The organism is Pararhodobacter sp. (genome assembly GCF_036802785.1).
Taxonomy (GTDB): Bacteria; Pseudomonadota; Alphaproteobacteria; order Rhodobacterales; family Rhodobacteraceae; genus Pararhodobacter.
Window position 1 is genome coordinate 1 of record NZ_DAIRVN010000037.1, and the last position, 24,327, is coordinate 24,327.

The 24,327-nt window shown below is 63.3% G+C and carries 26 protein-coding genes and 1 tRNA gene; 13 read left to right on the forward strand and 14 right to left on the reverse strand.

What is annotated here, in order from left to right; translation table 11 throughout:
- The 3 genes from V7Q53_RS13230 to V7Q53_RS13240 all read right to left on the reverse strand — a co-directional run.
- Window positions 1–836 (reverse strand): hypothetical protein (locus tag V7Q53_RS13230; protein WP_333829057.1); only part of this gene is annotated, 836 nt, incomplete at its 3' end.
- On the reverse strand, window positions 836–1,828 hold the full coding sequence (locus tag V7Q53_RS13235) for a glycosyltransferase family 2 protein (protein ID WP_333829058.1): 993 nt from the start codon (window positions 1,826–1,828) through the stop codon (window positions 836–838). The genes V7Q53_RS13235 and V7Q53_RS13230, both read right to left, overlap by 1 nt.
- On the reverse strand, window positions 1,825–2,346 hold the full coding sequence (locus V7Q53_RS13240) for a hypothetical protein (protein WP_333829059.1): 522 nt from the start codon (window positions 2,344–2,346) through the stop codon (window positions 1,825–1,827). Before V7Q53_RS13240 ends, V7Q53_RS13235 begins: the two co-directional genes overlap by 4 nt.
- A gap of 237 nt (window positions 2,347–2,583) precedes the next feature.
- On the opposite strand from V7Q53_RS13240, the gene V7Q53_RS13245 reads away from it, so the two are divergent.
- Window positions 2,584–2,673 (forward strand) — tRNA-Ser (locus V7Q53_RS13245).
- A gap of 428 nt (window positions 2,674–3,101) precedes the next feature.
- Here the strand turns inward: V7Q53_RS13245 and V7Q53_RS13250 are convergent.
- Window positions 3,102–3,704, reverse strand: a complete 603-nt coding sequence (locus V7Q53_RS13250; protein WP_333829060.1) for a TetR/AcrR family transcriptional regulator — start codon at window positions 3,702–3,704, stop codon at window positions 3,102–3,104.
- Window positions 3,705–3,826: 122 nt separating this feature from the next.
- Between V7Q53_RS13250 and V7Q53_RS13255 the strand changes: the two genes are divergently transcribed.
- A complete protein-coding gene (locus tag V7Q53_RS13255; RefSeq protein WP_333829061.1) occupies window positions 3,827–4,231 on the forward strand; it encodes a RidA family protein in 405 nt (134 codons plus the stop codon).
- Between the two features lie 28 nt (window positions 4,232–4,259).
- Here V7Q53_RS13255 and V7Q53_RS13260 read toward each other — a convergent pair whose 3' ends face one another.
- The gene (locus tag V7Q53_RS13260; RefSeq protein WP_333829062.1) at window positions 4,260–5,120 is read right to left on the reverse strand and encodes an alpha/beta fold hydrolase; all 861 of its coding nucleotides are present in this window, start codon (window positions 5,118–5,120) and stop codon (window positions 4,260–4,262) included.
- 105 nt (window positions 5,121–5,225) lie between these two features.
- Between V7Q53_RS13260 and V7Q53_RS13265 the strand changes: the two genes are divergently transcribed.
- Window positions 5,226–6,107, forward strand: coding sequence for a LysR family transcriptional regulator (locus tag V7Q53_RS13265; protein ID WP_333829063.1), 882 nt, complete (start codon window positions 5,226–5,228; stop codon window positions 6,105–6,107).
- Between the two features lie 105 nt (window positions 6,108–6,212).
- Here V7Q53_RS13265 and V7Q53_RS13270 read toward each other — a convergent pair whose 3' ends face one another.
- Window positions 6,213–6,623: a YdeI/OmpD-associated family protein gene (locus V7Q53_RS13270; RefSeq protein ID WP_333829064.1), complete on the reverse strand. Its 411-nt coding sequence runs from the start codon at window positions 6,621–6,623 to the stop codon at window positions 6,213–6,215.
- 9 nt (window positions 6,624–6,632) lie between these two features.
- The gene (locus tag V7Q53_RS13275) at window positions 6,633–7,043 is read right to left on the reverse strand and encodes a DUF1761 domain-containing protein (RefSeq protein WP_333829065.1); all 411 of its coding nucleotides are present in this window, start codon (window positions 7,041–7,043) and stop codon (window positions 6,633–6,635) included.
- A 955-nt stretch (window positions 7,044–7,998) separates the two neighbouring features.
- Here V7Q53_RS13275 and V7Q53_RS13280 point away from each other — a divergent pair.
- Window positions 7,999–8,850, forward strand: a complete 852-nt coding sequence (locus tag V7Q53_RS13280) for a viral aspartic protease (protein WP_333829066.1) — start codon at window positions 7,999–8,001, stop codon at window positions 8,848–8,850.
- Window positions 8,828–9,904, forward strand: coding sequence for a hypothetical protein (locus V7Q53_RS13285; protein WP_333829067.1), 1,077 nt, complete (start codon window positions 8,828–8,830; stop codon window positions 9,902–9,904). The genes V7Q53_RS13280 and V7Q53_RS13285 overlap by 23 nt, the downstream gene beginning before the upstream one ends.
- Window positions 9,905–9,958: 54 nt before the next feature.
- Here V7Q53_RS13285 and V7Q53_RS13290 read toward each other — a convergent pair whose 3' ends face one another.
- Both V7Q53_RS13290 and V7Q53_RS13295 read right to left on the reverse strand, forming a co-directional pair.
- The gene (locus V7Q53_RS13290; protein ID WP_333829068.1) at window positions 9,959–10,402 is read right to left on the reverse strand and encodes a hypothetical protein; all 444 of its coding nucleotides are present in this window, start codon (window positions 10,400–10,402) and stop codon (window positions 9,959–9,961) included.
- A 131-nt stretch (window positions 10,403–10,533) separates the two neighbouring features.
- Window positions 10,534–10,848: a hypothetical protein gene (locus tag V7Q53_RS13295; protein ID WP_333829070.1), complete on the reverse strand. Its 315-nt coding sequence runs from the start codon at window positions 10,846–10,848 to the stop codon at window positions 10,534–10,536.
- A 945-nt stretch (window positions 10,849–11,793) separates the two neighbouring features.
- On the opposite strand from V7Q53_RS13295, the gene V7Q53_RS13300 reads away from it, so the two are divergent.
- A complete protein-coding gene (locus V7Q53_RS13300) occupies window positions 11,794–12,120 on the forward strand; it encodes a hypothetical protein (protein WP_333829072.1) in 327 nt (108 codons plus the stop codon).
- A gap of 134 nt (window positions 12,121–12,254) precedes the next feature.
- Here the strand turns inward: V7Q53_RS13300 and V7Q53_RS13305 are convergent, their stop codons facing one another.
- Window positions 12,255–12,842 carry an exonuclease domain-containing protein gene (locus V7Q53_RS13305; RefSeq protein WP_333829073.1) on the reverse strand — a complete coding sequence of 196 codons (588 nt, stop codon included), beginning with the start codon at window positions 12,840–12,842 and terminating at the stop codon, window positions 12,255–12,257.
- Window positions 12,843–12,955: 113 nt separating this feature from the next.
- Between V7Q53_RS13305 and V7Q53_RS13310 the strand changes: the two genes are divergently transcribed.
- The 6 genes from V7Q53_RS13310 (at window position 12,956) to V7Q53_RS13335 (ending at window position 20,230) form a co-directional block, all read left to right on the forward strand.
- Complete coding sequence (locus tag V7Q53_RS13310; RefSeq protein ID WP_333829074.1) at window positions 12,956–13,984, forward strand: class 1 fructose-bisphosphatase; 1,029 nt, start codon at window positions 12,956–12,958, stop codon at window positions 13,982–13,984.
- 657 nt (window positions 13,985–14,641) lie between these two features.
- Window positions 14,642–16,627 carry a catalase gene (locus tag V7Q53_RS13315; protein WP_333829110.1) on the forward strand — a complete coding sequence of 662 codons (1,986 nt, stop codon included), beginning with the start codon at window positions 14,642–14,644 and terminating at the stop codon, window positions 16,625–16,627.
- Entirely contained in the window at window positions 16,624–17,796 is a 1,173-nt protein-coding gene (locus V7Q53_RS13320) for a glycosyltransferase (protein WP_333829076.1), read from the forward strand. Before V7Q53_RS13315 ends, V7Q53_RS13320 begins: the two co-directional genes overlap by 4 nt.
- Window positions 17,777–18,859 (forward strand): acyl-CoA dehydrogenase, encoded by a 1,083-nt coding sequence (locus V7Q53_RS13325; protein ID WP_333829077.1) that lies wholly within the window; start codon window positions 17,777–17,779, stop codon window positions 18,857–18,859. The genes V7Q53_RS13320 and V7Q53_RS13325 overlap by 20 nt, the downstream gene beginning before the upstream one ends.
- Window positions 18,856–19,596 (forward strand): PIG-L deacetylase family protein, encoded by a 741-nt coding sequence (locus V7Q53_RS13330; RefSeq protein ID WP_333829078.1) that lies wholly within the window; start codon window positions 18,856–18,858, stop codon window positions 19,594–19,596. The genes V7Q53_RS13325 and V7Q53_RS13330 overlap by 4 nt, the downstream gene beginning before the upstream one ends.
- Window positions 19,589–20,230, forward strand: coding sequence for a class I SAM-dependent DNA methyltransferase (locus V7Q53_RS13335; RefSeq protein ID WP_333829079.1), 642 nt, complete (start codon window positions 19,589–19,591; stop codon window positions 20,228–20,230). The genes V7Q53_RS13330 and V7Q53_RS13335 overlap by 8 nt, the downstream gene beginning before the upstream one ends.
- Window positions 20,231–20,255: 25 nt before the next feature.
- On the opposite strand, the gene V7Q53_RS13340 is transcribed toward V7Q53_RS13335, so the two are convergent.
- Window positions 20,256–21,278: a hypothetical protein gene (locus V7Q53_RS13340; RefSeq protein WP_333829080.1), complete on the reverse strand. Its 1,023-nt coding sequence runs from the start codon at window positions 21,276–21,278 to the stop codon at window positions 20,256–20,258.
- Window positions 21,279–21,316: 38 nt separating this feature from the next.
- Between V7Q53_RS13340 and V7Q53_RS13345 the strand changes: the two genes are divergently transcribed.
- Window positions 21,317–21,814 carry a winged helix-turn-helix transcriptional regulator gene (locus tag V7Q53_RS13345; RefSeq protein ID WP_333829081.1) on the forward strand — a complete coding sequence of 166 codons (498 nt, stop codon included), beginning with the start codon at window positions 21,317–21,319 and terminating at the stop codon, window positions 21,812–21,814.
- Here the strand turns inward: V7Q53_RS13345 and V7Q53_RS13350 are convergent.
- From V7Q53_RS13350 to V7Q53_RS13360, 3 genes are read right to left on the reverse strand one after another with little or no spacing between them, the layout of a single operon-like run.
- Window positions 21,733–22,488 (reverse strand): SDR family NAD(P)-dependent oxidoreductase, encoded by a 756-nt coding sequence (locus V7Q53_RS13350; RefSeq protein ID WP_333829082.1) that lies wholly within the window; start codon window positions 22,486–22,488, stop codon window positions 21,733–21,735. The two genes, V7Q53_RS13345 and V7Q53_RS13350, sit on opposite strands and share 82 nt — an antisense overlap.
- A gap of 15 nt (window positions 22,489–22,503) precedes the next feature.
- Window positions 22,504–23,835, reverse strand: coding sequence for a TRAP transporter large permease (locus tag V7Q53_RS13355; RefSeq protein WP_333829083.1), 1,332 nt, complete (start codon window positions 23,833–23,835; stop codon window positions 22,504–22,506).
- Complete coding sequence (locus tag V7Q53_RS13360; RefSeq protein WP_333829084.1) at window positions 23,828–24,316, reverse strand: TRAP transporter small permease; 489 nt, start codon at window positions 24,314–24,316, stop codon at window positions 23,828–23,830. Before V7Q53_RS13360 ends, V7Q53_RS13355 begins: the two co-directional genes overlap by 8 nt.
- Window positions 24,317–24,327: the final 11 nt, after the last annotated feature.

A 24,327-nucleotide genomic window follows, 5' to 3' on the forward strand; every position in this document is an offset into this window, starting at 1 on the left:
CCTTCAGGCCAGTCACCGCCCAGTGCCGCAGGGTCGGCACCCTCGGCGTAGCGCCAGTAGTCAGCGGGCGGCAGGGCGGCCAGATGGTGCCCGACCTGACGCGCAAGCCACAGGCGCAGGGCGGCGTGTGGCCCGTCCGGGGGAAGGGCATCGCGCATGCCCCGGTAAAGCGCAAAGACCGCGCCCAGTGCTTCAGCCTCCGGCACCCTGCGCTCCGCAGCGGTGTGCAGCATGATGCCGTCATGAAAGCGGATGCTCCGGGCCTTCAGCACAGCATTCCAGTGAAACGCAGGCCAGACAAGCGCGGGCCGGTCTTCGGCAAGGCGCAGGCCAGCCGCGCGCAGGAACTGGCGCCGCAGCAGCATCCGTCCCGGCAGGGCCTCCATCGTCAGGGCGCTATCGCGGTCCGGCGCCGGCCATCCCGGTTCACTGCCCCCGGAAGATCGCGCCAGAACCACATCCGCCACGCCCTCCGCCAGAAGCGCGCGCGCCCTTGAAACACCCGCAGGTTCCAGCCGGTCAAGGCCTGTCAGAAACAAAACCCCCTCGCCCGACGCCAGCGACAGCCCGGCATTGGCGACAACCCCTTGACCCGGCCGTGGCTGCGCGCCCAGCCGGACCGCCCGCCACACCACCTTCCCCGGCCTGCCCTTACCCTTGCGCGCTTCTGGCCCGGATACGGCGATCCGGGGCACCCCGGATATTACCACCGGCGGCCCATCGCGCGTGGCCATGACAATGACCTCATCGCCCGGCAGGGCCGAGGCGAGAAGACTGCGCCTGCAACCCGCGCTCATGCCCTGCCCGTCAAGCACAACGATAAACGAGAGGCGCATCACCGGCCCTGCCCGAAAACGGCGATGAACCGCGCGGCCAGCCCCGGCTCCTCCGTGAGGGCGCGCTCAATGGCCGCTGCCAGCGCCGGGCTTGCCCGCTGCGCCAGGGCGGTGATGAATTCCCCGGCACGCAGGTTCAGCACCTGCACATCTGCCGGATCAAGCCGGGTCTGCGCCCAGTCGATCAACCGGCAGCTGAAATCCAGAAACGGCCCCGCGAAGGCCGCGCGCGCCGGATCGCGCGCAATCTCGCGCTCAAGCCGGGCGCTGACCGCGGACAACGCCTCGAACAGCCGGACCCGGTCTGCCCCGCGCCGGTTGGAAAGCTGCGCACCCCCCGCGACGACATTGTGAATGGCACAGGCGCGCCCGCTCACCATGCCGCGCTGCGCCGAGAGGAACGCGGCCCAATGCGGCTCGATGTCATTGTGCAGCGGAATTTCCGTGCAGCGCACATCCGCCTCGTGCAGAAAGCCGGTGCGCCAGATCTTGTTCCAAGGGTAGTTGGACAGACGGCACAGAACCAGCGCCTCGTCCGGCATCAGCGGGCGCGGCAGCGGGCCGGGGGCGATATCGGCCCAGAAAGCACGGTCAGACGGCTCTTGCGGGCCGCTCAGCCCGCGCGCCAGAAGGCGGCTGTCATGATGGGGGAACAGGCAGAAATCAAAGGTCTGGCCCGCCAGATCATGCAGCAGGGCGCATATGTCCGGCGTCAGTGCATCATCGGCATCAAAGAACAGCACATGCGAGCCGCTGGCCGCCGCCTGACCCAGATTTCGCGCATGCCCGGCACCAAGCCCGGCTTCGGTCCGCAACCAGACGGTCTGCGCACCCGCAACCGGCGCCCGCGGAAAGCGCGACTGGCACGGCACATCCGATCCGTCATCGACCACGATCACCTCATGAGCGATGCCAAGCTGCCCGACCTGCGCCAGAAGGCGCGCCAGCCCCTCATGGTCATTGAAAACCGGGATGACCAGCGACAGCTTCATGCCGCGAACAGGCGTATGTCCAGAAACGCGATGTCAAACCCCTCGGGATCAAGGAACAGCATCAACGTGCGCCACTCCGCCGGAGCCTGAAGCGCAGGTTCGCGCGCCAGCCAGAGCACGTCACAATGGGTGCTTTCCTCGCCGAACGCGACCAGATAATCCGGGAAAAAGCTGTCCTCATGCCCGCCGCCGGGCAGAAACGACCGGACCGCAAGGCGCGCGGTTGTCGAGCGAGGGGCACGGCTGCGGATCGCGACACCAAGCAGCGCCGTATCGCCGGGGTTGTGACGGCCCAGATCAATGTTCAGCGTGCACCAGCGCCCCACACCGGAGGGTTCCAGCCGCATCTGCAACAGCGCAGCGCCCCCCGCCTCAAACGCGGTCTGCGCCGCGCCCTCGCTGTCCAGATCGATCCAGACACCGGGTGCTATCCGCTCGCCGCTGCGGATCACCCCGCCCGATCGCGTGTTTCTGAGCGCGTGCAGCGAGGAAGTGGCGGCAGAAACAACGTCGGTCATCCGTGGGCCTCCGGGAACAGCTTTCGCCGCGACACTGGTGCGCAACGACCTGCCCCCTGTATAGCCCCGGTTTGCGCGCCGATCCATAGCGACGGGCGCGCGAGGGGCTGATCATGGACCTCCCGCGCAGCGCTCATCCCTCGTCGGCAAGGGGCATGCAGTTTCGTCACCGACATTTCGCCCTGAGGTGAGTTTTGCACTTGTATCACCCCACAAAACCCGGTTATTGCCGCAAGTGGAGACGTGGCCGAGTGGTCGAAGGCGCTCCCCTGCTAAGGGAGTAGGCCCGGAAGGGTCTCGTGGGTTCGAATCCCATCGTCTCCGCCATTTCCCCTTGCGAAAGCGTTATTCCGATCCGGCTACGACCGGATTTTTCCGTTGTTTTCGGGGGTTATGCGGGAGGGGCTGAGTTCCGGCCTCGCCGCCACGATACAGAAAGTGGTCTCTGGGCGTTTGTTCTCTGAACCTGATGACTGCGCGGCTTTGGTGAAAAGCTTGTCAAAGCATTGATAATGCAGTGTTTCGTGAGTGTTGCCCTTTCCACCTCGATTTCAGGGACTGCTGTATCGTGCCCACCTGGGTGTCGGTGCAGTCGCTGCCGCGCAGAGGGTGCCGCCGCCTGATCGAACCGGGAGGTTTCCGGACATTCGCCGCAGGCGCATTTTCACTTTGAGGCAAGGCAGAAGCGGCCCTTCAGAGGTGGGCAAGGATCGTCACACCTCAGAAGTGAGGTACCACAGCAATGCCAATACCGCTTATGTCGCATCTGTCTTGGCAACGACCCCTGACGCAAGGCATTCGAACGCAGCGATGGCCTTGCCCAATGTTGCCCGGGGATCGTCGCTTGCCGCGACCCAAAGCGCCGCGTTCAGGGCTACGCCATTCAGAAGCCGGGCCAAAGCCTCGATATCCACGGGTTTGATCGTGCCATGCGCGGCGAGGTCGTTCAGGGTGGCGATGGTCGCCTGAAGGCATCGGTTCTGGCTGGGCCACTGCGACGGATCGCCCAGCACCGAAGGGCCGTCCAGCAGCACGATCCTCTGAACCTCGGGCCTGAGGGCCATTTCGATATAGGCGGCCCCTTCGGCGAGCAATCCGCGCCAGCCACCACCGGCGCGTTTCCCGGCCTCTTGTGCCTGAGCGGCCATCGCGGAATCGATCTCATCAACCACCGCCGCGAACAATCCGCGCTTGTCACCGAAATTATGGTAAAGCGCGCCCCGCGTCAGCCCGGCTTGGGCGGTGAAATCGTCCATGTAGGCGCCGGCGAAACCTTTTTCTGCAAAGGCTTTGCGCCCGGCGGCCAGCAATTTGGCACGGGTTTCCTGCATCATTGCGGCGCGTGTTTTAGCGGTCATTGGCCCTCCCATTTAGATACATCGCGTATCTGTATTGACATACGCGGCGTATGCCCTTAGTCGATATACATGGCGTATATGAAATAGCACCCTTTCACCAGAGCACAACAGAAAGCCGACAAATGCCCTTGCGCAATAAAACCATCTTCCCCGCAAACCGCCACGCCCTTTATGAACAGCATGGCTATTCAGCGGCTGTTCAGGCTGGCGATCTGGTGTTCATTTCCGGTCAGGTCGGAAGCCGTGATGATGGCACGCCAGAGCCGGATTTCCGCCGTCAGGTGCAGCGCGCCTTTGACAATCTGCGTGCCGTTCTTGAGGCTGCGGGCTGCACACTGGATGATATCGTCGATGTCACAACCTTCCACACCAATCCAGAAGAGCAGTTTGCGACCATCATGGACGTGAAGGCTGAAGTCTTTCCCGCGGCACCCTACCCGAACTGGACGGCGGTGGGGGTCACATGGCTTGCGGGGTTCGATTTTGAGATCAAGGTAATTGCCCGCATCCCCACCGCAGCCAGCTAAGCCACGGCTGCGACCCCTTCCACGATCTTCATGCCGCGCTTTGCCGGGCGATCTCAATATGATCGAGGACGAGCGCGGCGATCCGTTCAGGCTGGTCTTCCGGTGAGAAATGCCCGCACTCCTCCAGAACCGTGAGCCGCGATCCGGGAATGGCGCTCTGGAGCTTGTGCGCCCAGTCCACCACCTGCCAGCCGTCGTCAGCGCCCCAGATCAGCTGCACCGGGATTTGCCCAAGCTCGGGCAGCCGATCGGCGACCTCCATGGTGTGGATCGGATCGTAATGCCGGACCTGATGCTGAAAAAGGCTCGGCTGCCCTATCCACCCGGAAATGTAATCAAGGTAGGTCTCCAGCGGGCCCTCAGTGAAGCGCTGCTTGTCATGGACGGCGTCCAGCAGCCAGTCCCGGAAATGGCGTCGGTGGGCATCATCCGGCGCTTTCGCCAGCGTATGAAGACCTTGCACCATCTGCTTTCGGGTGCGCGGCGACGGATAGCTGTCATAACTGACGACATCGATCATGGTGAGGGATATCAGGCGCTCCGGGTGGAAAACGCCGAACCTCTGGGCGATGCCGCCGCCGATGTCATGCGCCACGAGATGAAACCGCTCAAGGCCCCAGTGATCCAGCATCGCCTTGAGGATCTCCACCTGCGCGGACATCGAGGTGTCGACCTGCGGGTCTTGTGGACGCTCCGACAGGCCAAAGCCCAGAAGATCAAAAACATGGGCGCGATATCCTTGCCCGGCAACCCGCGGGGCAATGTTGCGCCAGATCAGCGATGACGAGGGTGTGCCGTGAAGAAAGACGACCGGCTCGCCGTCTCCTTGGGTGCCACAGGCGATGCGGTGGCCGTTCACGATGACCTGGTCTGAGATGAGCGGGTTCATGGGTTCTCTCCGTATTGCGCGTTCAGGCCCATGGTGGAGCGCCTGCATCATGATGTAAAATGCAGTGTTTGACAGAAATGATCTGAATATGTCATGCAATCACCCATGACAAAGCTGGAAATCGGGGCGCTTCAGGCCCTTTGCGCGATCCATGACCACGGCGGCGTCTCCCGCGCCGCCGCTGTGCTTATGCTGTCGCAATCGGCAATCTCTCACAAGATCAAGCGGCTGGAGGACGCGCTTGGCTGCGCGCTGCTGGACCGCCGACCGGGCCACCCCCGCTTCACTGAAGAGGGCGCCAAACTCCTGAGCTATGCGCGTCGCATCCTCGCCCTTCATGACGAGGCCCTTCATGCGCTGAGCACGGAACCCTTGAGCGGGCGGATAAGGCTGGGCGTGACCGAGGATATGACAAGCGGCGGGGTGTCTCGCGTGCTCGGGCGCTTCACCCGTCTTTACCCTGCCGTCTCGGTTCAGATCAGCGTGGCGCAGAGCCGGGTCATTGCTGAGCGTCTGGACCGTGGCGAGCTGGATGCAGGGGTCTTCCAAGTGTTCGCCAGTGACCTGCGAAAGGACGATGTTACGCTGATCGAGGACAGCCTGCATTGGGTCAAATCGCCCGATCTGGTGCTTGATATGGCGCGGCCTGTTCCGCTGCTGGCCTTCGACGACAATTGTTTTTACCGCGATTGGGCTCTGCACCATGCGCAGCAACCCGCGGCGGGGTTCCGCATTGTCATGGAATGCGTGAGCATTGCCGGTATGAGATCGGCCATCCGCGCCGGATTGGGTGTCACCCTTCTGAACGGCCGGCACATCGAGGCCGGATTTGACGTCCTGACGGACCCTTTCCCGCCGCCGCCAGACCTTGCCTTTGTCGTCCGCACCGGGCCGAAAGCGCGCAATGCGACCGTCATGGCCCTGATCAGGATCGTGGCGGGCGAACGCGACTGGCATATCGAGAAAGATGTCGGGAAAGCCTCCTGATCTGGCCGCAATGCGGGGCGGATCGGATAGGGCCAGGTGCGTATCGCACCGGCAGCCGCGCCGCCTCGGCGAGCGTCAGGGTGTCAAAGCCCGCCACGTCGGTCTCTATGCCCCCGGGCTGACGGCGTTCACCTTGATGTTGGCTCCCCTTGAGTCGCGCCAGCGGCCATCCCTGCGGGCCAGGTTGACCTGCGCCAATCCGGCGGGTTGCATCGCACCGCTGGCGATCAGAGCCTTGGCAATTTCCACATTCCGGGCCGACCAGTTTGACCGGGCGCGGCGGGGCGTGATCCGCTGGAACCACGATGTGTCGCCAGCGGATCGCTTCAGCCCGTCAATCCAGCCCCAGGCCAGCGACGCCCGGACACAATCATCCCACTTCACAGAAGGATGACCACTCGCCTTCCGGTAAATCCTGATCCAAAGCTCGTCCGCGCTGGCGTGATTGGCGGCAAACCAATCATACAACGCGGTCGCATCGACAAAGCCAAGAGCGGTTTCCTGCGGATCGGTCATCCGCTTTGCCTAGAAGAAGGAAAGCACGACGGCAATGACCAGACCCGCCGCCAGATGATAAGAACCGCTGACCGCGCCATACAGTATAGGGTGCGGGATGTTGGGGTTGATCCCGGTATTGATCGTGGTGGCCGCAAGAAAGCCGATGCCAAGGAACAGGCCCAATCCAGCCGCGCCGGTCAGCGTTGTAATGCCAAGGCTGGCCATCAGAACGGCGGTTGCAAAGGCGGTGATCAGGCTCCAGACAGCGGGCCCGATGATCATCAGCATCGCCGGTCTGGCATTCGGGTCATGCATGCGCCCAAGGGCCGCAGAATAGGCGCGGCCAAAGATTACGGAGAACCAAAGCCCCCCCAGCACGAAGGAGGCGATGCTTGCCGCGATGATACCGATCCAGCTGATGTCAGAAAAGTTGAGCATGGTCATTGTCCTTTTGAGGTCTCACCGAAAGCTCTGTAAGACATCCCTACTGACAGTTTCCGGCAGTTATGGAATGGCACGATCCGACCGCGCGCGAAGACTTTCGCATGTTCCGCGGCGACAGGATTGCCGCCGTCAAAGATGGCGGTCGCAACTTCCGGCCAAGGCGCGTTGCCCTGCTGCGCGATTACCTTGCCCGGTTGCGCGCGGCAGAGGTCAGCAAGTCATGGGGATAGCGGCTCTGGCGCATGGGGGAGAAGGAACCTGGAGCATCCTCGGTTTGGGTCGGGGTGAGGCGTGCAGCCCACTTTACGCCGAACTGGCCCGCCTTGGCCGGGTGTGGTGCTGACGGTGCCAATATTTGGAATGGTACCCAGCCATCTAATTCTGCACGACGTATAGATGCCCGCAATGCGAAAGCCGCAGCGTGGCATCGGTGCTACCGGTGAAAGGCAGGTTCGGGCCGGTCCCTGCCGGGCGGCCCCGCCGGCCAGATTTCCACCGCTTCTGAGATGGTCAAGGCATCTTCAAGCTCGACCCCAAGGTGGTGGACGGTGCAGTCCATTTTTCGCGTGCCCGAGAAGAAGCGGAACGGGCCGAGGACTGCCTGTCTTGAGGCAGATACGCGCGATCTTGGTCCGCCCCATCGATCTTGGTCCGCCCCATCGAAAGTGTGCCAAATATGCTCGGCTCCAGACCGATCTGCATCACCCGATCTCACACCAACCGAGGATACTTGCGCGTCGAGATGTACAGCCTCAGCGCCGCGGTGCTTTCCTGGATGGCAATGGTGTTCGACAAGGGAGTCCGCACCGTCACGGGAACGTCCCGACAGACGCAAGGTATGGCGCGCCATACTGTCCGGCGCCTTTCAGGCGCTTCCTTTCCGCTGCGCTTGACCGTATACCTGTGGTATCTGAAAAATCTCTCCTATCGTGGTCAAAGGGAACACAGGATGCGACAGAGTCTTCCCCCGGTGCTGGGTCTGGTTCTTATCGCGGCCTGTGGCGGCGGCGGGACGGCCCTGCCCCCTTTGCCGGACGGTGTGCCCGTCGAAACCCCGGCATTCGAAAGCTATGTAACCGAGCACAACGGCTTTTCCCGCGTGCGGCTGGACCGGTCCACCCCCGGTGATGCGGCCATTCTTGCCGCTTTTGAGGATGCAGACCCGGCTGACCCGGCCGGTTACCGCAACCTCGTCACGTTGAACGAAGCGCTGTATGGCGGACGCATGAATGTCGAGGTGATCGCACAGGTCGATGACGGCACAGGCCCGGTGCAGCGGCTCTTGCGGCTGACCGCCGATCAGTCGCCGTTCCTGAATGAAGAGGCCGGGCAGCTGGTTGCCGCGACCGGCACTTTTTATCTGCGCGGGCATAACTTCAGCTGGGTCTCGATTGATGACGGCCCCATCCTGAGCGGCAATGACCCACGCGGGCTGGTCAATCTGGCGCTTGATTTCGACAACGAAACCGCCACGCTGGACCTGCGAACCGGCGTTGATGACCTGTCGCAGGTGCGCACCGAGATCATCGCGACGGACCTACCCTTCAACATCCGCACCGGGGCCTATGGCGGCGATGTGCTGATCACCGTCTGGGACCCGGATTCACCCGATATCTTGTCGGCCGATGGCAGCCTGCGTGGCACCGTGGGTGGAAGCCCCACCTATGCAAACGACCTGCATGGTCTGTCCACCGCGGGGCTTTATACCACCGAAGGCATCGATGCGGAAACCAGGCGGCGCCTTTCGGTGCAGGGAGCTTTTGTGGGTATCGATCCGAATGCCCTGCCAGCGGCGCCCTGAAGCCGCGCTGTTGCGCGCGCTGGGTTTTCTGATTGCACTGCTTCTCACCCTGTCGGGCGGCGCCCATGCGCAAGTGATGGAACGCGCGGCGATGGCCGGGCTGGCCCCGGGAGAGCGGCTGCGGCTTTATGCCCTGACGCGCGCGCTTGATACCCGCCGCGCACCGCCGCCGATCACGCAAGCAGCGCGACAGGCGCTTCAGGCGCAGGGGTTCTATCATGACGCCCGCAGGCCCGCCCTGCTCAGCGCTGATGCCCGCGTAACCCCGGTGCTGGCCTGGGATGCCAATATCAACGGCGGCTTTATCAATGACCGGTTCGACCATTTCGGCCTGATGTTCGAGGTGGACCCGGCGCGCATGGCCAGAGCCGGGCTGGTCGCAGGTGCGCGGCTGGGGGCCGAGACGCGACTGGCCTACGGGCCGGGCCGGTATCTGGAACTGCAGGGAAATGGCGAGGCCGTCTGGTCTCCCCGCCATGAGATTGGCAGGGCCAATGCCAGCCTTTCGGTCTGTTCACGCAACCATGTCACGGGCTGGAATTTTGCCGATCTTTGCGCCAGCACGCAGGCAGGCTGGCGAGCGCTGTCGAGCAGTCGCAGCTCAACCGTATCGGGTACGCTTTCGCATCTTCTGACGGCCGGTCCGGCGTATCACCAGCTTTCTCTCGGGCTTGCCCGGCACTGGCAGGAGGATGGCCAGCAAAACGCCGTAACACTGGGCTGGGGCGCCGTCTGGAACCATCTGACAACCGATATATCGCTGACCCTGACCGATGGAATCCCCAACGAAACCGCGCTGCGCCGCCGGATCAATGCGCAGGCAAGCTGGATCTGGAAGCAGCGGCCCTTCAGCCTGTCGGTCTGGCAGGTCGATGCCCGTGGCGGCCTCTTGCTGGGGGTTGAGCGGCAAGACCGGCTGAGAGGGTTGAGCCTGTCTGTCCGCCCGCGTCGGGGCCTCACGGTGGAGCTGACGCATCAGCAGACCAGATCAACCCTCGCATTGTTCAGCGAGCAGCGCACCGGCCTGGGCCTGCGCTTCGATCTGGGACGCTAGAGCGGCTCATGCCGCTGGCCAGCACACGCACTGCGGAAGTGGGCCATCAGTGCCCTACCTCGATCTCCTAAGCAGAGGTGGCGCGGTCTGCTGATCCGTTGCGTCGCCCATCTCATGGTCAACGAAAGCTTCAGCGAGCTTCCGGTTGCGATCACGAAGAAGCTCGGTGAGCCTGTCATGAAGGTCCTGATTCAGTTTCAGCCCCCAGCTGCTTCGTTTTTCAAGGGCATCGAATGCCAGCAGGCCATCCGCGCGCCGGTCCTTCAGGAACCTGAGCAATGCGGACTTGCCCAGATAGCGGCTCTCAAGTTGGTCGAGGGTGTTGTAGACACCGAGCTCGGACTGCCCGTCATTTGCCGCCAGAAGCAACAGCAGCTCCCATGTCGTGCCGTTTCTATGAAATGGAGAATAACTGCGCAAACGTGCGATCTGTCTAAAGGTGTCCAATTCAATCTGAAGTTGTTTACATGCGGGTATTTTCGCGTTTCTATATTGCATGCGCTGGCCTCCTTTTTTGAACGCAACTGTAAAATACCGGCAGATGAAAGCACGAGTCGTCTATGCCGAGCTCAAAAACACTGAATGTCAGTCACCAATATTGATTTCCATCAACTAACAAAGTCGTCAATTTATATCGGTATTAAAGGACGTTCATTTCTCAGGGTGATTTTCTGAAGAAAACCACGTAAAAATAGGTCGTTAGCGCGCAGGCCGCATCGGGTTTGAGTGATGTCGGATCTTGTGAGAATGGATGCGATCGTGATGCCTAAAATATCTTTACCTCCATAGAAATGATACGGCATCAAGGCGATAAAATGCAGATTTCTGCCGGAAGGGGATTTGTGACCACCCTGAAAGGCTAAAATGATGCATTGTGTCGCAAATACGCGCCATATAGAAATTTTCAATACCTTAAATATGAAGTGGGCATTGCGCGCGGCCATCAACGGCCGCCGCTCAATCGCGTGCTTTGGTCTTGAAATGACCATAAACCTGACGAGGTTGCGCCAGGCGAGTCTTGATAATCCAAGGAGGATTCCATGAATAAACCGATGATGACAACTACGGCAATGTTCATAGGGTCCACCACCGCATTCGCTGCTGACCCTGCTATAGTCGTCACTCTTCACTTGTGAGGAGAAAAGTGACCAAAAAAATCGATCGGCGTGCGAACGCCGCTTTTTTGCGGGAAACCGATCCGGAATTGCACCCCCTCTCTGTTCGGGGCACCGACGGATCAATCCCTTCTCTGTGGCGGCAGATCGTCAACTGCAGCTGCACTCTTTCAGACCCGATGACCACGTAACACGCTGAAATACCTCGTGCAGGACTATCAGCACCCCGGCGCTCAAAAAACGCCATAAGCCGGAACCAATCTGGCAACACAATGAAATATGATGGGATGAAGACATGAAAGGGAAAAAGGTTGTTCGGGCGTTCGAGTGTCAGCACTGCGGCCACAAATTGCGGTTCGGAAGCAAAGTGTGTGGCTGGTGTTTCAGACCAACGCCAATATACAACAAATACTACTTCTATTACATAATTGTCCTCGCAACATTTATCGCCGTTTTGCTGTTTCTCTTTTCATAGCGTTTCCGGGATCATTCTTTCAGATGTCCGCTTCCCACCGGTTCCTGCTTTCTGTTCAGCCAAGGGCCAGAGCGCGTTCACCCGAAAGGAGCGCGCTCGACTCGCGGCGGCCGTTCACGACCGCGACGTTGCGCGGTCGTTTTTCAATCCAGTCCCCGCAGAATTTTGCCATGAAGCGCCTGCCTGAAAACATCATACGATGCGCCTGTGAGGCGGCGCAGCTTGGACGACTGCGACAATAAATAAAATTCAGGACACGAGGTGTTTTTCCCCGCCGTATTGCAATGAGGAGAAACCGGATGAGCATACAGGATCTCTCGCTTCTTCAGGATGCACGATTGCTGTTGCGCACTGCCTTGCAGGACAGCGATGTCCTCTACACTCCGCACATTGAATCCAAAATCCGAAAAACGCTTCTTGAGATCGAAAATTCCATCGATAAAGATGAAATTCTAGTCATAACCGCCTTCCGCAATCTCCCTGTCCGTCTGGATGCAGTGCGGTATGCGATGCAGTTGATGTGGTTCTATTCCAATGTCTCGCGCCATCCTGACCTGGCTGCTCAATTTGACGATAGCCTCAGGATGGTGGAGGCACGGATGCTTGACATTGAAGCGCCCGAATGAAGCCAGCGCCTTCATGGTCGCGCGCGACCGGCCGTTCTGAACCTGTTCAGCGCGCGAACTGCTGAAGGCTCCGCCGCCGTTCCGCTAAGGACGGCGGCAAAGCAGGCTGATTCCCCACCCTCAGATCTGTCGGTTCACGCTGGCCGCATGGCGGGCACGCTTTTCCGGATCGGTTTGATCAGTTCATCGAACGGCAGCCCAAGGTGCCTTTCGGCATGCAACACAACCTGCGCTGCCGCGCGCGCGTCTTCGCCCGCGTCGTGGTGGCGGAAATCAAGGTTCAGCACCTTCTTGAGGTTTCCCAGCCCGTGCCCGCCATTCCCTTTCAGTTCAGGCCATGCGCGGCGGGCGATGGTCACGCTGTCCGCCCAGAGGAAACCGGGCGCGGCGATCCCGCAGGCGAGGCTGGCGGCGTTCACTGCCTGCCGGTCGAAATTGCTGTGCTGAACCAGATGGTGGCGTGACAGCAAGGGGAACAGCTGGTCAAGCACTGCATCAAACCGGGGCGCGCTGGTGACATGATCCGGGCCGATCCCGTGAAGCCGGATGTTGAACGGATCAAACCGTGTGCCGGGCTGCACCAGTGTCGAAAACGTCAGGATCCGGTTGTCAGGCCAGACACAGGCCAGCCCGAGCTGGCAGATGCTTGCCGCATCGCTGCAGGCCGTTTCCACGTCCAGCGCGATGAAGCGGAAATTACCTTCGGGGATCATGGTACGCATCGTATTTTATCCTTCGGTGCCCGGGCAAGGATCAAGGTCTGAAAGCCCCTGACTTTCCGGATGGAAAGGTGTAGTGCCATTGTGTCCGAACATCGCCGGAGGCAACAGGCCAGATGCACCGAAAAACCCTCACCCAGTTTCTTGTCGAACAGCAACGCAAGGAAGCCGCGCTCCCCGCGCAGCTTCGGCTTCTGATAGAAATCGTCGCGCGCGCCTGCAAGGCGATCAGCATCTCGGTCAACAAGGGCGCCCTTGGCGGTGTGCTGGGTGATTTCGGCGCCGAGAATGTGCAGGGCGAGGCGCAGAAGAAGCTGGATGTCATCGCCAATGAGCGCCTGCTTGAGGCGAATGAATGGGGCGGCCATCTTGCGGCGATGGCGTCCGAGGAGATGGAGACCATTCATCTTATTCCCAACCGCTATCCGAAGGGCGAGTATCTGCTGCTCTTCGATCCGATCGACGGGTCGAGCAACGTTGACGTGAACCTGTCCGTGGGAACGATTTTCTCGGTTCTCACAGCCCCTGCCGACGTATCCGGCCGAGAGGTCACGGAGGCAGATTTCCTGCAATCCGGCCGTAAACAGGTGGCCGCAGGCTATGCGGTTTTTGGCCCCCAGACATCGCTGGTTCTGTCTGTCGGGACGGGTGTGTATGAATTCACGCTGGACCGGGAAATGGGTTCATGGGTTCTGACGCAGGAGCGCATCCGCATTCCGGCAGGCAACCGTGAATTCGCGATCAACATGTCGAATGAGCGGCATTGGGCCGGGCCGGTGCGGCGCTATATCGCCGATTGCATGGCAGGCAAGGATGGCCCCCGCAACGTGAATTTCAACATGCGCTGGACAGGCTCCATGGTTGCCGACATTCACCGCATTCTCAAGCGCGGCGGCATATTCCTGTACCCCTGGGACGGGCGTGACCCGGCAAAACCGGGCAAACTGCGGCTTATGTATGAGGCCAATCCCATGGCCTATCTCATTGAACAAGCTGGTGGAAAAGCGGTCGATGCCACCCGGCGGATCATGGACATCGAGCCCGAGGGGCTGCACCAGCGCGTCGGCGTCATCATGGGTGACCGCGAAGAGGTCGAACACCTGACGCGGTATTTTCAGGATACTCACGCGGCCAAATCCGGTTAACAAATCCGGTTCAGAAATCCGGCGGCGGGCGCGTCTTCGGGCGCGCCACGCAAGCTGGTTGCCGGTAATTTCCCTATCCGTGCCATTGCCGGAATCGCCGCCACTGTTTGGCAGCCCCGTTCAGAAGTGAATCCGCTGCCGGAGCACAGAAACCCGCAAGCTGCCTGAACGGTCGGCTTCCCTTGCGTCATTGCCCACCGGCCCCAAAGGCCGTGCCCCGCGCGCCGCCGGCCTTATGATCCGGCGCAGCAGCGCAGCACCATCCCCCACACCATTCTGAAACGCACCTCCGGGCCGAGTAAACGGGCCGGGGCCGTCTTTCCGCGCGGACCACAGGGTTGCGCAGGACGGCCATTCTTCGCCGGGGGCCCGGCTTTTGCCCGGCGGCATTGGAACCCCACGGCATCAAACCGGGTTAGGGTGCCATGGAACGCTCCACTGCACATCCTTTTTCGTAATCCTTGCTGATTGGCACGCCCCGGATCACCGCGTGGCTTCTCAGAACGCTTGCAATACTCAGGGAGGAAAGCCCTCATGCCAGACCATATCCCGACCTATCGCCCGACCGCCGATTCCCAGTCCGGCAATGAAACAGTTGAGCGCAAGCAACGCCGCGGTGAGGGTGGTGAAACCCACCAGCTTCCGGATGGCGAGCGGATGACCACCGCACAGGGCGCGCCGGTTTCCGACAACCAGAATACCCTGCGCGCAGGCCCGCGCGGCCCGGCCCTGCTGGAAGATTTCGCCATGCGCGAAAAGATCTTCCATTTCGACCATGAGCGCATCCCTGAGCGCGTGGTCCATGCCCGTGGCTACGGCGCGCATGGCTATTTCGAGGCGACCGAGGCACTGGGCGAGATCACTGCCGCGCATCTGTTCCAGGAGGCGGGCCGCCGCGTTCCGGCCTTTGTGCGGTTTTCGACCGTGGCGGGTAACAAGGGTTCGATGGACCTTGCGCGCGATGTGCGCGGCTTTGCCGTCAAGCTGTATACCGAGGAAGGCAACTGGGACATCGTCGGCAACAACATCCCGGTCTTCTTCATTCAGGACCCGATGAAATTTCCTGACCTTGTTCATGCCGTCAAGGATGAGCCTGATCGCGGTTTTCCGCAGGCGCAATCGGCTCATGACAACTATTGGGATTTTGTCTCGCTCATGCCGGAATCCCTGCATATGGTCATGTGGCAGATGTCTGACCGCACCATCCCGCGCTCGTACCGGTTCATGGAGGGGTTCGGCGTGCACAGCTTCCGCTTTGTGAACGCCGAGGGCAAGGGCACCTTCGTCAAGTTCCACTGGAAGCCGCGTCAGGGCATGCAATCGGTGCTCTGGGATGAGGCCGTCAAGATCAACGGCGCCGACCCTGATTTCCATCGCCGGGACCTGTGGGATGCCATCCAGTCCGGCGACTATCCCGAATGGGATCTGGCGGTGCAGTTGTTCGATGATGACTTTGCCGACCGTTTCGCCTTTGACATTCTGGACCCCACCAAGATCATCCCGGAAGAAGAGGTGCCGCTGCAGGTGATCGGCAAGCTGGTCCTTGACCGCATGGTCGATAACTTCTTTGCCGAGACCGAACAGGTCGCCTTCTGCACCCAGAACATCGTGCCGGGGGTGGATTTCACCAATGACCCGCTGCTTCAGGGGCGCAACTTCTCATACCTGGATACGCAGCTGAAGCGCCTTGGTGGGCCGAACTTCACCCATATCCCCATCAACGCGCCGCGCTGCCCGATGCATCATTTCCAGCAGGACGGGCATATGCAGATGCGTGGCCCAAAAGGCCGCGCGAATTATGAGCCGAACAGCTGGTCACAGGGCGGCCCGCGCGCTGACCCCGACCGCGGGCACCGGTCTTTCCCCGAACCCATCAAGGGCGAAAAGCGCAAGCTGCGCGCGGAAAGCTTTGCGGATCACTACAGTCAGGCGCGCCAATTCTACATCAGCCAGACCGAAATCGAGCAGGCCCATCTGGCGGATGCGCTGGTGTTCGAGCTGTCCAAGGTTGAAACCCTTGCAATCCGTGAGCGGGTGGTGGCGCATCTGCCCAACATCGACGCCGATCTGGCAAAAAAGGTGGCCAAAGGATTGGGGCTTGAGGGCGTTCCAAAGGCCCATGAACCGGCGGTCAAGACCGATACCAGCCTCAAACCCTCTGACCCGCTGTCGATCCTCAAGAACGCGCCGGACAGCTTCAAGGGCCGCAAGCTGGGTATCGTCATGACCGATGGTATCGACGATGCGCTGCTGGAAGCGCTGGTCAAGGCGGTCAAGGCCGAAGGCGGGATGGTTGAAAAGATCGCGCCCGCTGTGGGCGGCATCACCACCGCCGGGGGCAACAAGGTTCCGGCTGATCAGAAGATCGATGGCGCGCCTTCGGTTTTGTACGATGCGGTTGCGGTGCTGGCCACAGCGGAAGGGACTGATATGCTCAAGGGCATGCATCCGGCGAAATGCTTTGCCGCCGACGCCTTTGCGCATGCCAAGTTCATTGCCCTGACCCCCGATGCCGAGGCCCTGTTCACCGCCGTCAGTGCAGGCCCGCCCGATGCCGGCATGCACGTGCTTTCCGGCCCCAAGGATGCCGCCCCCTTCGTCAAGGCCTGCCGCGCCCTGCGCTACTGGGAGCGCATCGCATGAACATACAGCAGATGCCTCCGCCCGTTCTGAAACGGGTGGAGGGGGCGGGGGTGGCTGCGCGCTGGGGCGCGGCGGTCATCATTCCCGCGCGCGATGAAAGCAACCGGATCGAGGCTTGCCTGAATGCGATGGCCGACACCATCGCCCGCTCAGGGCAGACGGTCGGCGTGGTTGTCTGCGTGAACGATACTACCGATGATACCGCAGCCAGAACGGCGGCGGTGCTGCGCGCACGCGCCCTGCCGCATCTTATCGCGGATCTGCATTTTGTGCCCGGCACCGGCGGTGTGGGGCGGGTGCGCGACATCGGCATGACGCTGGCACAAAGCATCGCGCAGCCACCACAGATGCTGATGACCACCGATGCCGACAGCCGCGTCTGCCCGGACTGGATCACAGCCAATCTCGCCGAGTTGTGCCATGCCGATGTCGTCTTTGGCGCCATCAGCCCGGACCCTGATGAACTGGCGCAGATACGCGGCCAGCTTTCTCCGCATGACACGGATGAAGGGGCCTACACAAAGGCCGCGATCAGGCTGGTCACGCTGCTTGATCCGCAGGTGCATGATCCCGCGCCGGAGCACCTCAGCCATTCAGGCGCCAGTATCGCGGTGACGACAACGGCCCTTGCGCGGATGGGCGGCATCCCCTGGAAACCCTTGTCCGAGGACCGGGCGCTGGCCCTGCGGGCCGAGGCGCTCGATCTGCGCATCCGCCACGCCAGTGCACCGCTGGTGGTGACCTCGTGCAGGCTGGAGGGGCGCGCAGTCGGGGGAATGGCAAGCACGCTGCAAGAGCGCTGCTCACAGGCCGATCCGCTGTGCGACACATGGCTTGAACCCGCCGATGCGCTGGCGCGCCGATACACCGCGAAAGGCCGTCTGCGCGCGCTCTGGCCCGCGCCTGAAGCGGTCTGGAGCATGGTTCATCAGCTTCTGGGCCCCGCGCCCCCACTCAGCCACCCCGGCAATTTCGATACATTCGGCGCCTTCTGGCAACGGCTGGAGGCCGTGCACCCGGCCCTCTCCCGCCAGCGCCTGCGTCAGAGCGAGGCCGCGCGCGAACTGCCGCTTTTGCTTACACGCCTTCGTCAGATCAAGGGTGCGGGCCCGCGCGGCCCCGCCAGCTCTGCCCGTCAGGATCATCCCCATGCCATCCCCGCCCAGTAACGCCACCGCCACCCGCCTGCCGCACCCGTCGCCGCATATGGTCTGTGCCGCCATCGCCCGCCGCGCGGGCGCCGCCGACCGGGGCGAGGATGATCTGAGCGCGGATATCGCCGCACTGGTGGACAGCGGCCTGCTTGCCCGGCTCACCCGCGCCTGCCTGCCGAACGGCGATACGCTGGCGGGCTGCGATATCCTGCGCGCACTCGGGCGCGCCAACCTCTCGGTCGGGCGGCTGGTTGAGGGGCATGTGAACGCGCTCAGGCTGATCCGCCTTTATGGCCAGCCGGTGCAGCAGGCCTCGGTTTCCGGGCCGGTGCTGCATGGGGTCTGGGGTGCCGATGATGACCCCCCGGCGCGCATCGACAGTCAGGAGGGCAAGGATGCCCGCCTCAGCGGCGGGAAGAAATTCTGCTCCGGGCTGGGGCTGGTGGGCCGGGCCGTGGTGACCGTTCAGGATGATGAAGGCGCGGTGCAGATGCTGCTGGTTGATGTCGGCGACCCGCGCCGCGCCGATCCGCAGTCATGGCAGGTCAGCGGGATGCGCGCCACGGCCTCGGGGCGGTATGATCTGGAGGGGTTGCAGGGCGGTCTGCTGGGCAAGCCCGGCGATTTTCTGCGTGAGCCGCATTTCGAGGGCGGAGTCTGGCGCTACCTTGCCCTGCATACCGGCGGGCTGGAGGCGCTGGCCGAGGCGGTCCGCCAGAAGCTGAACCCCAACCCGCAGCCCCTGCAGGCCGCGCGGCTGTTCGAACTGGTCAGCGCCGCCAATACCGCGCGCCTCTGGACCGAGGCCGCCGCGCTGGCCGCCGAAAGCCCCCGCCCGGCCCCGCATGCCGTCGCGCGCGTGCTGATGGCGCGTCAGGCGGTTGAAACCGCCTGCCAGCACGGCATCGCACTGGCTGAGCGCGCGGTGGGCACTGCCGCATTTGCCAGCGGCACCAGTATCGACCGTATCCGCCGCGATCTGGCGTTTTTCCTGCGTCAGGCCGATCTGGACGGCAAGATGCTGCGCGCAAGCACCGATATCGCCGAGGCCGGTCAGCCGGTCGGAGAGATGTGGTGATCACCTCGCCCCTGCTGGACGCCGCCGCCGGTGCGCCACCGGCCAGCCCCCTGTCACTGTGCGGCGGCGGCGAGGTGATCCTGCTGGCCCCGCACCCGGATGATGAAACGCTGGGCTGCGGGCTGGCGATTGCCGCGCTGGCGGAGGCCGGTGTGGCGGTGCGGGTGGTGCTGGTCACCGATGGCAGCCGCTCGCACCCCCTCTCGCGGCGCTGCCCGCCAGCGCGGATGGCGCGGCTGCGCGCGCTGGAACTGCGCCGCGCCTTGCGCAGGCTGACAGGGGAGGCCGGGCCTGCGCCGCTGCTGCTGGGCTACCCCGACACCGCCGCCCCCGATGACGCCACCGCCCGCCGCGATGCCTGCAACCGGATCGCGCCTTTGATCGGCGCACAGACCGGCGCGCTCTGGGCCAGTTGGGCGGGTGATCCGCATTGTGACCACGCCAGCACTGCCCGCCTTGCCGCCGATCTTCACGCCCGTCACCCGCAACTGGCGCGCTGGTCCTACCCCATATGGGGCCGCTTTGACCCCGCGCTTCCGGCGCCCCGGCCGCGCGACATGGCGCTGGTTCATGCCCCCAGACAGGCGCAGCGCAAGCGCCACGCACTGGCCGCCCATGCCTCGCAGATGACCGGGCTGATCGGCGATGACCCCACGGGCTTTGTCATGCGCGCCGCGCATCAGCGCCATTTCCTTGACCATCCTGAAATCTTCATCCGCGAGACCGGGCATGAATGACCACCGCCAGACCCATTTCGAAAGCCTCTACCGCGCCAGCCCCGATCCGTGGAACTACACCGCCAGCCCCTATGAGCAGCAGAAATACGCGGCCACCTTGGCCGCGCTGCTACAGCCGCATTACGCCAGCGCGATTGAGGTGGGCTGTTCCATCGGTGTTCTCAGCGCGCAGCTTGCCGCGCGTTGCGACAGGTTTCTGGGGCTGGATCTGTCGCCCACCGCGCTGCAACTGGCCCGTCAGCGGCTGGCATCATGCCGCAATGTGGCGCTGCGTCAGGTTGAGGTGCCGCGCCAGTGGCCCCGGCGCAAGGCCGACCTGATCGTGCTGTCCGAGGTTCTGTATTACCTCAGCGAGGCCGAACTGGCGATGCTGGCGCGACATGTCGATGCCTCTCTCATGCCCGGCGGCGAGGTGGTGATCGTGGCCAGCCGCGGGCCGACCGACACGCCGCTTACGGGGCTGGCAGCTGCCCGGGCGTTCACCCGGGCGCTGTGCGGGCTGCGCAGGCTGCAAGGGTTGGCCCATGCCCCGGCGAAGGGCTACCTGCACCGCACCCTGCGCTGTCAGGCCTGTGACGCAAGGCGCGAAAGGCATGAACAGCCGGGACAAAGCCCGCTGCGGGCGGCACGCTGACGGCAGCGCTGCCGCTTTTCCATGCTCAGGCGGATGCGCTGTTCTGCGCACCCAGCGCGATCCCCTCCGCCTTCAGCGCCGCTGCGAAATCAGAGAGCTGCCACAACTCCTCGATATGCCAGACACCCGGGCGCGCTCTGGCGGGCAGCATCAGCGCGACCTGGGCAGCGATCAGGGCGGTGATGGCGGCCTCGGCCCGTCCGTCAAGCGTCAGACGGTGGCGAAGCGGCCCCCCGGCGCCCCGCCCGACCGCCTCCACCACCAGCGACGCGCGGTCAGAGCCAAGCCGGAACCGCGCCATGCTCCAGCGCAGAAGGCGGCGAAAGCCGGGGCGCTGCGCCAGCCCGGCCAGCAGCCGGAGCGTGCCACGCGTGATCAGCGGTGAGGCAAGGCCCAGCCGGGTGGTGACCCCCGCCATCGCGTGGCGGCGCGCCAGCACCAACTGATCGGCAAAGGCGAAAGGGATGGTCGGCACCGGCGTTGCCTCAGGCCCAAAGCCCGTCATCCGCACATCGGCGGCGCTGACCGGGCGCAGATTGTCCAGCGTCCAGTCCACCGCGGCGGGGCCATGCGCATCGCCCAGACCCAGCAGCACCCCGATGCTCACGGCCTCAACCTGCCCCATCCCCTCGACAGCCGCACGCGCCATGAGATTGCTCAGCCCCGGCGCCAGCCCGACCGAAAGCACCGCGCAGCCACCCTGCTGCCGCGCGGACGCGTCCAGCCCCTCAATCCGGCGCAGAACGCTGTCGGTGGCGGAGATGTCGATATAGGCCAGCCCGCGCCCCAGCACATGGGCCGGAAAACCGGCATCCGGCAGGTCAATGCAGACGATAACAGTGCCGATCCCCGCCAGTGCGGCCTCCCAGCTTTCGGGCTGGCGCAGGTCCATGACCGCCCAGCCGCAACCCAGCTTTGCGGCGACAGCGGCGGCGCGGCCCGCATCGCGCCCGGCGATCCGCACCTGCGCCCGCCCCGCCCCTTGCAGCCCTGCGGCGATCTGGTGACCGACATGGCCATAGCCACCGATGATAAGAATGCCCGACATCTCTTGTTCCTTGCAGTTCCGGCGCCGATATTGGGGCCATGACCAGCCATGAAGCACAGCGAATCGAGACTATCCAAACGGAAAGCCAGGCGGGCCAAACGGAAAGCCAGCCGGGCCAAACGGAAAGCCAGGCAGGCACCGCGCCGCGCAATGCCTGCCGCCCCGCCGAATGTCTGGCCGAAGACTGGCTGGCCTTTCTGGGCCATCGCTGGAACGCGCTGATCCTGTGGCACCTCACAGACGGGCCCCGGCGCTATGGTGAGTTGCAGGGCGTGCTGCCGGGGATCACCCCCAAGGTGCTGAGCGAGCGGCTGGGCGGGCTGACCCGGCGCGGGCTGCTGGCGCGCGCCGTCAGCAACGGCTTTCCGCGCGAAGTGACCTACAGGCTGACCACGCAGGGCCAGTCACTGGGGCCGATCATCCTGCAGCTTTACGAATGGGCGCAGGAGGCGCCTCAGAGTGTGCGCAGGGCGGGCAGCCCCACGCCCACGGCATCAAAGCCGCCGTCAACGGCAATGACCTGCCCCGTAAGATAGCTGGCGCGTTCCGAGCACAGAAAGACAATCGCCTCGGCAATCTCACGCTCCGTGCCGTAGCGGTTGAGGGGGATGGCGTCATGATACGCGGCGCGGATGGCGGGTGAATGCACCGCCAGCGCCAGCTTGGTATCGACCGGCCCGGGCGCCACGCAATTGGCGCGCACACCCCATTCACCCAGCTCCGCCGCCTGCTGCCGCGTCAGGTGGATCACGGCGGCTTTCGAGGTGCCATAGGCCACGCGCAACGTGCTGGCCCGCAACCCTGAGATGGAGGCGATATTGACGATGGCCCCGCGTGTGGCTTTCAGATGAGGCGCGACCGCCTGAGAGGTCAGGAACACCCCGTCCAGATTGGTCGCCATCACCTCGCGCCATGTGGCGAAATCGGTATCTGCCAGCGGGCGGAAATCGGCCACACCGGCGTTGTTGACCAGCGCATCAACACGCCCGCAGCGTGCGGTCACCTCGGCGGTCATGGCGTTGACCTGCTCAGGCACCGAGACATCGCAGACCACCGGAAAACCATGCTCCAGCCCCTCAGCCGCCGCCAGCAGTGCCGCGCTGTCGCGGTCAATCATCGCAACCTGCCACCCCTCAGCCAGCAGAAGCTGCGTTGTTGCCAGCCCGATGCCCCGCGCGGCCCCGGTCACGATGGCGGCCTTCATATCCATGATCGTCTCCTTTGTTCAACGCAGCCAGTGCACCAGAACCAGCGACATCTGCGGAACCGCCGCGACCACCACGATCCCCACAAGACTGGCCAGCAGGAACGGCATGGTGCCCCATGCGACACGCTCAATGCTCAGATTGGTCACATTCGCCGCGACATACAGGTTGATGCCCACCGGCGGCGTGATCAGCCCGATGGCCAGATTGACCATGACCAGCACCCCGAACCAGACCGGGTCCCACCCCATTTCCCGCGCGACGGGCAGGAAGATCGGCAGGGCAATGAACATCACCGTCACCGGGTCCATGAACATGCCCGCGATCAGCAGGATCACCATGATCACCAGCAGGATCACCCAGCCATTGTCGCTCAGCCCCAGCAGCGCGCCGGAATAGCTGCGCACCAGATCATCGACAGTGACGACCCAGCCGAAAAGGCTGGCATAGGCCACGATCAGCATCACCACCGCCGAGGAAGCCGCCGCCGTGCCAAGCGCATCATACAGACGTCGCAGGGTCAGGGTGCGATAGGCAAAGGCCCCCACCAGCAAGGCATAGACGGTTGCGACAATGGCGGCCTCGGTCGGCGTGAAGATTCCGGAATAGATACCGCCCAGAATGACAACCGGCGTCATCAGGCCCCAGAAGCTGTCTTTGAAGGACTGCCACAAGGCGCGGCTGCGGGGCGTGTTGGCATAGGGGGCGGGGCTGAGGGTCTGAAGGCTGGGGCTGGCAATAGCAGGGCGGCGGCGCACGAAGGGCAACACGGCCACCATGGTCAGCGCCATGAAGACGCCCGGAATGATGGCGGCGATGAACAGGCGCGAGATCGAGGTTTCGGCGATCACGCCGTAAATCACCAGCCCGATGGAGGGCGGAATGACGATGGAAAATGCCGCCCCCGTCACCACCAGCCCGGCTGCAACAGCGCGGTCATAGCCGTCTTCCTCCATACCCTTGATGATCATCGGGCCAATCGCCGCGACCGAGGCCGGGCCTGAGCCGCTGACAGCGCCCCAGAACAGGCAAACAACCGTCCCCACCATCCCCATACCGCCCGGCAACCCGCCCACGGCCACGCGAAAGAAGCGGATCATGCGCTCGGCAATGCCAAGGCTGCCCATCAGCGTGCCCGCCAGAATGAAGAACGGGATCGCCAGAAGCGAGAACTTGGTGATGCCGGTCGCGATCAGATCGCCCGCCAGCTCCAGCCCGAAGCCGATTTTCCACATGGCGTATAGCGCCGACAGGCCCAGCGCGAAGGCCACCGGAAGGCGCACCGCCATCAGGAGGAAGAACAGGACGATCATCTGCGTTCCGGCCGATGTGATGCCGATGGCCTCAAACATGTCCGGTCTCCGCAACGGGGCCGGCGCGCATCACCGTCCATGCGTGTTGCAGATAACGCAGGATGATCAGCGCAAAGCCGAACGGCAGCGCGGCCTGATAATACCACGCGGGCAGCCCCAGGCCGTAAGACTGCATGCCCACACGCCGGATATTCATCATCGCCTCCCACGAAAACCACGCCGACAGCGCCAGCAGTGTCACCGAAAGCACGACCGACAGCAGCAGGACCGGCAGCCAGAGCACACGCGGCAGCAGCTCATGCACCATGGTCACCGCCAGATGCTCGCCGCGTTGCGCCGCGATGGCCGCGCCGAAGACCGTCAGCAGCAGGAAGCCGTTGACCAGCAGTTCCTCGCTGGCGGCGAATGAGTAATTGGTGCCGTAGCGGATGACGACATTGAGAAAGCCAAGCGCCGTCATGCCCAGAAACAGGATGGCGCAGACGATCTTTTCGAAATCACGCAACAGGAAGCGTATCATCGGCACGGACC

What these genes read in the sequence shown, in the direction of transcription:
- V7Q53_RS13255 (WP_333829061.1), top strand. Translation starts at nt 3,827, where the DNA reads ATGCCCTTGCGCAATAAAACCATCTTCCCCGCAAACCGCCACGCCCTT.
- V7Q53_RS13325 (WP_333829077.1), top strand. Translation starts at nt 17,777, where the DNA reads ATGCCATCCCCGCCCAGTAACGCCACCGCCACCCGCCTGCCGCACCCG.
- V7Q53_RS13335 (WP_333829079.1), top strand. Translation starts at nt 19,589, where the DNA reads ATGAATGACCACCGCCAGACCCATTTCGAAAGCCTCTACCGCGCCAGC.
- V7Q53_RS13340 (WP_333829080.1), bottom strand. Translation starts at nt 21,278, where the DNA reads ATGTCGGGCATTCTTATCATCGGTGGCTATGGCCATGTCGGTCACCAG.
- V7Q53_RS13290 (WP_333829068.1), bottom strand. Translation starts at nt 10,402, where the DNA reads ATGCAATATAGAAACGCGAAAATACCCGCATGTAAACAACTTCAGATT.
- V7Q53_RS13265 (WP_333829063.1), top strand. Translation starts at nt 5,226, where the DNA reads ATGACAAAGCTGGAAATCGGGGCGCTTCAGGCCCTTTGCGCGATCCAT.
- V7Q53_RS13305 (WP_333829073.1), bottom strand. Translation starts at nt 12,842, where the DNA reads ATGCGTACCATGATCCCCGAAGGTAATTTCCGCTTCATCGCGCTGGAC.
- V7Q53_RS13355 (WP_333829083.1), bottom strand. Translation starts at nt 23,835, where the DNA reads ATGTTTGAGGCCATCGGCATCACATCGGCCGGAACGCAGATGATCGTC.
- V7Q53_RS13285 (WP_333829067.1), top strand. Translation starts at nt 8,828, where the DNA reads ATGCCCTGCCAGCGGCGCCCTGAAGCCGCGCTGTTGCGCGCGCTGGGT.
- V7Q53_RS13250 (WP_333829060.1), bottom strand. Translation starts at nt 3,704, where the DNA reads ATGACCGCTAAAACACGCGCCGCAATGATGCAGGAAACCCGTGCCAAA.
- V7Q53_RS13235 (WP_333829058.1), bottom strand. Translation starts at nt 1,828, where the DNA reads ATGAAGCTGTCGCTGGTCATCCCGGTTTTCAATGACCATGAGGGGCTG.
- V7Q53_RS13350 (WP_333829082.1), bottom strand. Translation starts at nt 22,488, where the DNA reads ATGGATATGAAGGCCGCCATCGTGACCGGGGCCGCGCGGGGCATCGGG.
- V7Q53_RS13345 (WP_333829081.1), top strand. Translation starts at nt 21,317, where the DNA reads ATGACCAGCCATGAAGCACAGCGAATCGAGACTATCCAAACGGAAAGC.
- V7Q53_RS13320 (WP_333829076.1), top strand. Translation starts at nt 16,624, where the DNA reads ATGAACATACAGCAGATGCCTCCGCCCGTTCTGAAACGGGTGGAGGGG.
- V7Q53_RS13295 (WP_333829070.1), bottom strand. Translation starts at nt 10,848, where the DNA reads ATGGCCGCGCGCAATGCCCACTTCATATTTAAGGTATTGAAAATTTCT.
- V7Q53_RS13280 (WP_333829066.1), top strand. Translation starts at nt 7,999, where the DNA reads ATGCGACAGAGTCTTCCCCCGGTGCTGGGTCTGGTTCTTATCGCGGCC.
- V7Q53_RS13275 (WP_333829065.1), bottom strand. Translation starts at nt 7,043, where the DNA reads ATGCTCAACTTTTCTGACATCAGCTGGATCGGTATCATCGCGGCAAGC.
- V7Q53_RS13240 (WP_333829059.1), bottom strand. Translation starts at nt 2,346, where the DNA reads ATGACCGACGTTGTTTCTGCCGCCACTTCCTCGCTGCACGCGCTCAGA.
- V7Q53_RS13260 (WP_333829062.1), bottom strand. Translation starts at nt 5,120, where the DNA reads ATGAACCCGCTCATCTCAGACCAGGTCATCGTGAACGGCCACCGCATC.
- V7Q53_RS13360 (WP_333829084.1), bottom strand. Translation starts at nt 24,316, where the DNA reads ATGATACGCTTCCTGTTGCGTGATTTCGAAAAGATCGTCTGCGCCATC.
- V7Q53_RS13315 (WP_333829110.1), top strand. Translation starts at nt 14,642, where the DNA reads ATGACCACCGCACAGGGCGCGCCGGTTTCCGACAACCAGAATACCCTG.
- V7Q53_RS13310 (WP_333829074.1), top strand. Translation starts at nt 12,956, where the DNA reads ATGCACCGAAAAACCCTCACCCAGTTTCTTGTCGAACAGCAACGCAAG.
- V7Q53_RS13270 (WP_333829064.1), bottom strand. Translation starts at nt 6,623, where the DNA reads ATGACCGATCCGCAGGAAACCGCTCTTGGCTTTGTCGATGCGACCGCG.
- V7Q53_RS13300 (WP_333829072.1), top strand. Translation starts at nt 11,794, where the DNA reads ATGAGCATACAGGATCTCTCGCTTCTTCAGGATGCACGATTGCTGTTG.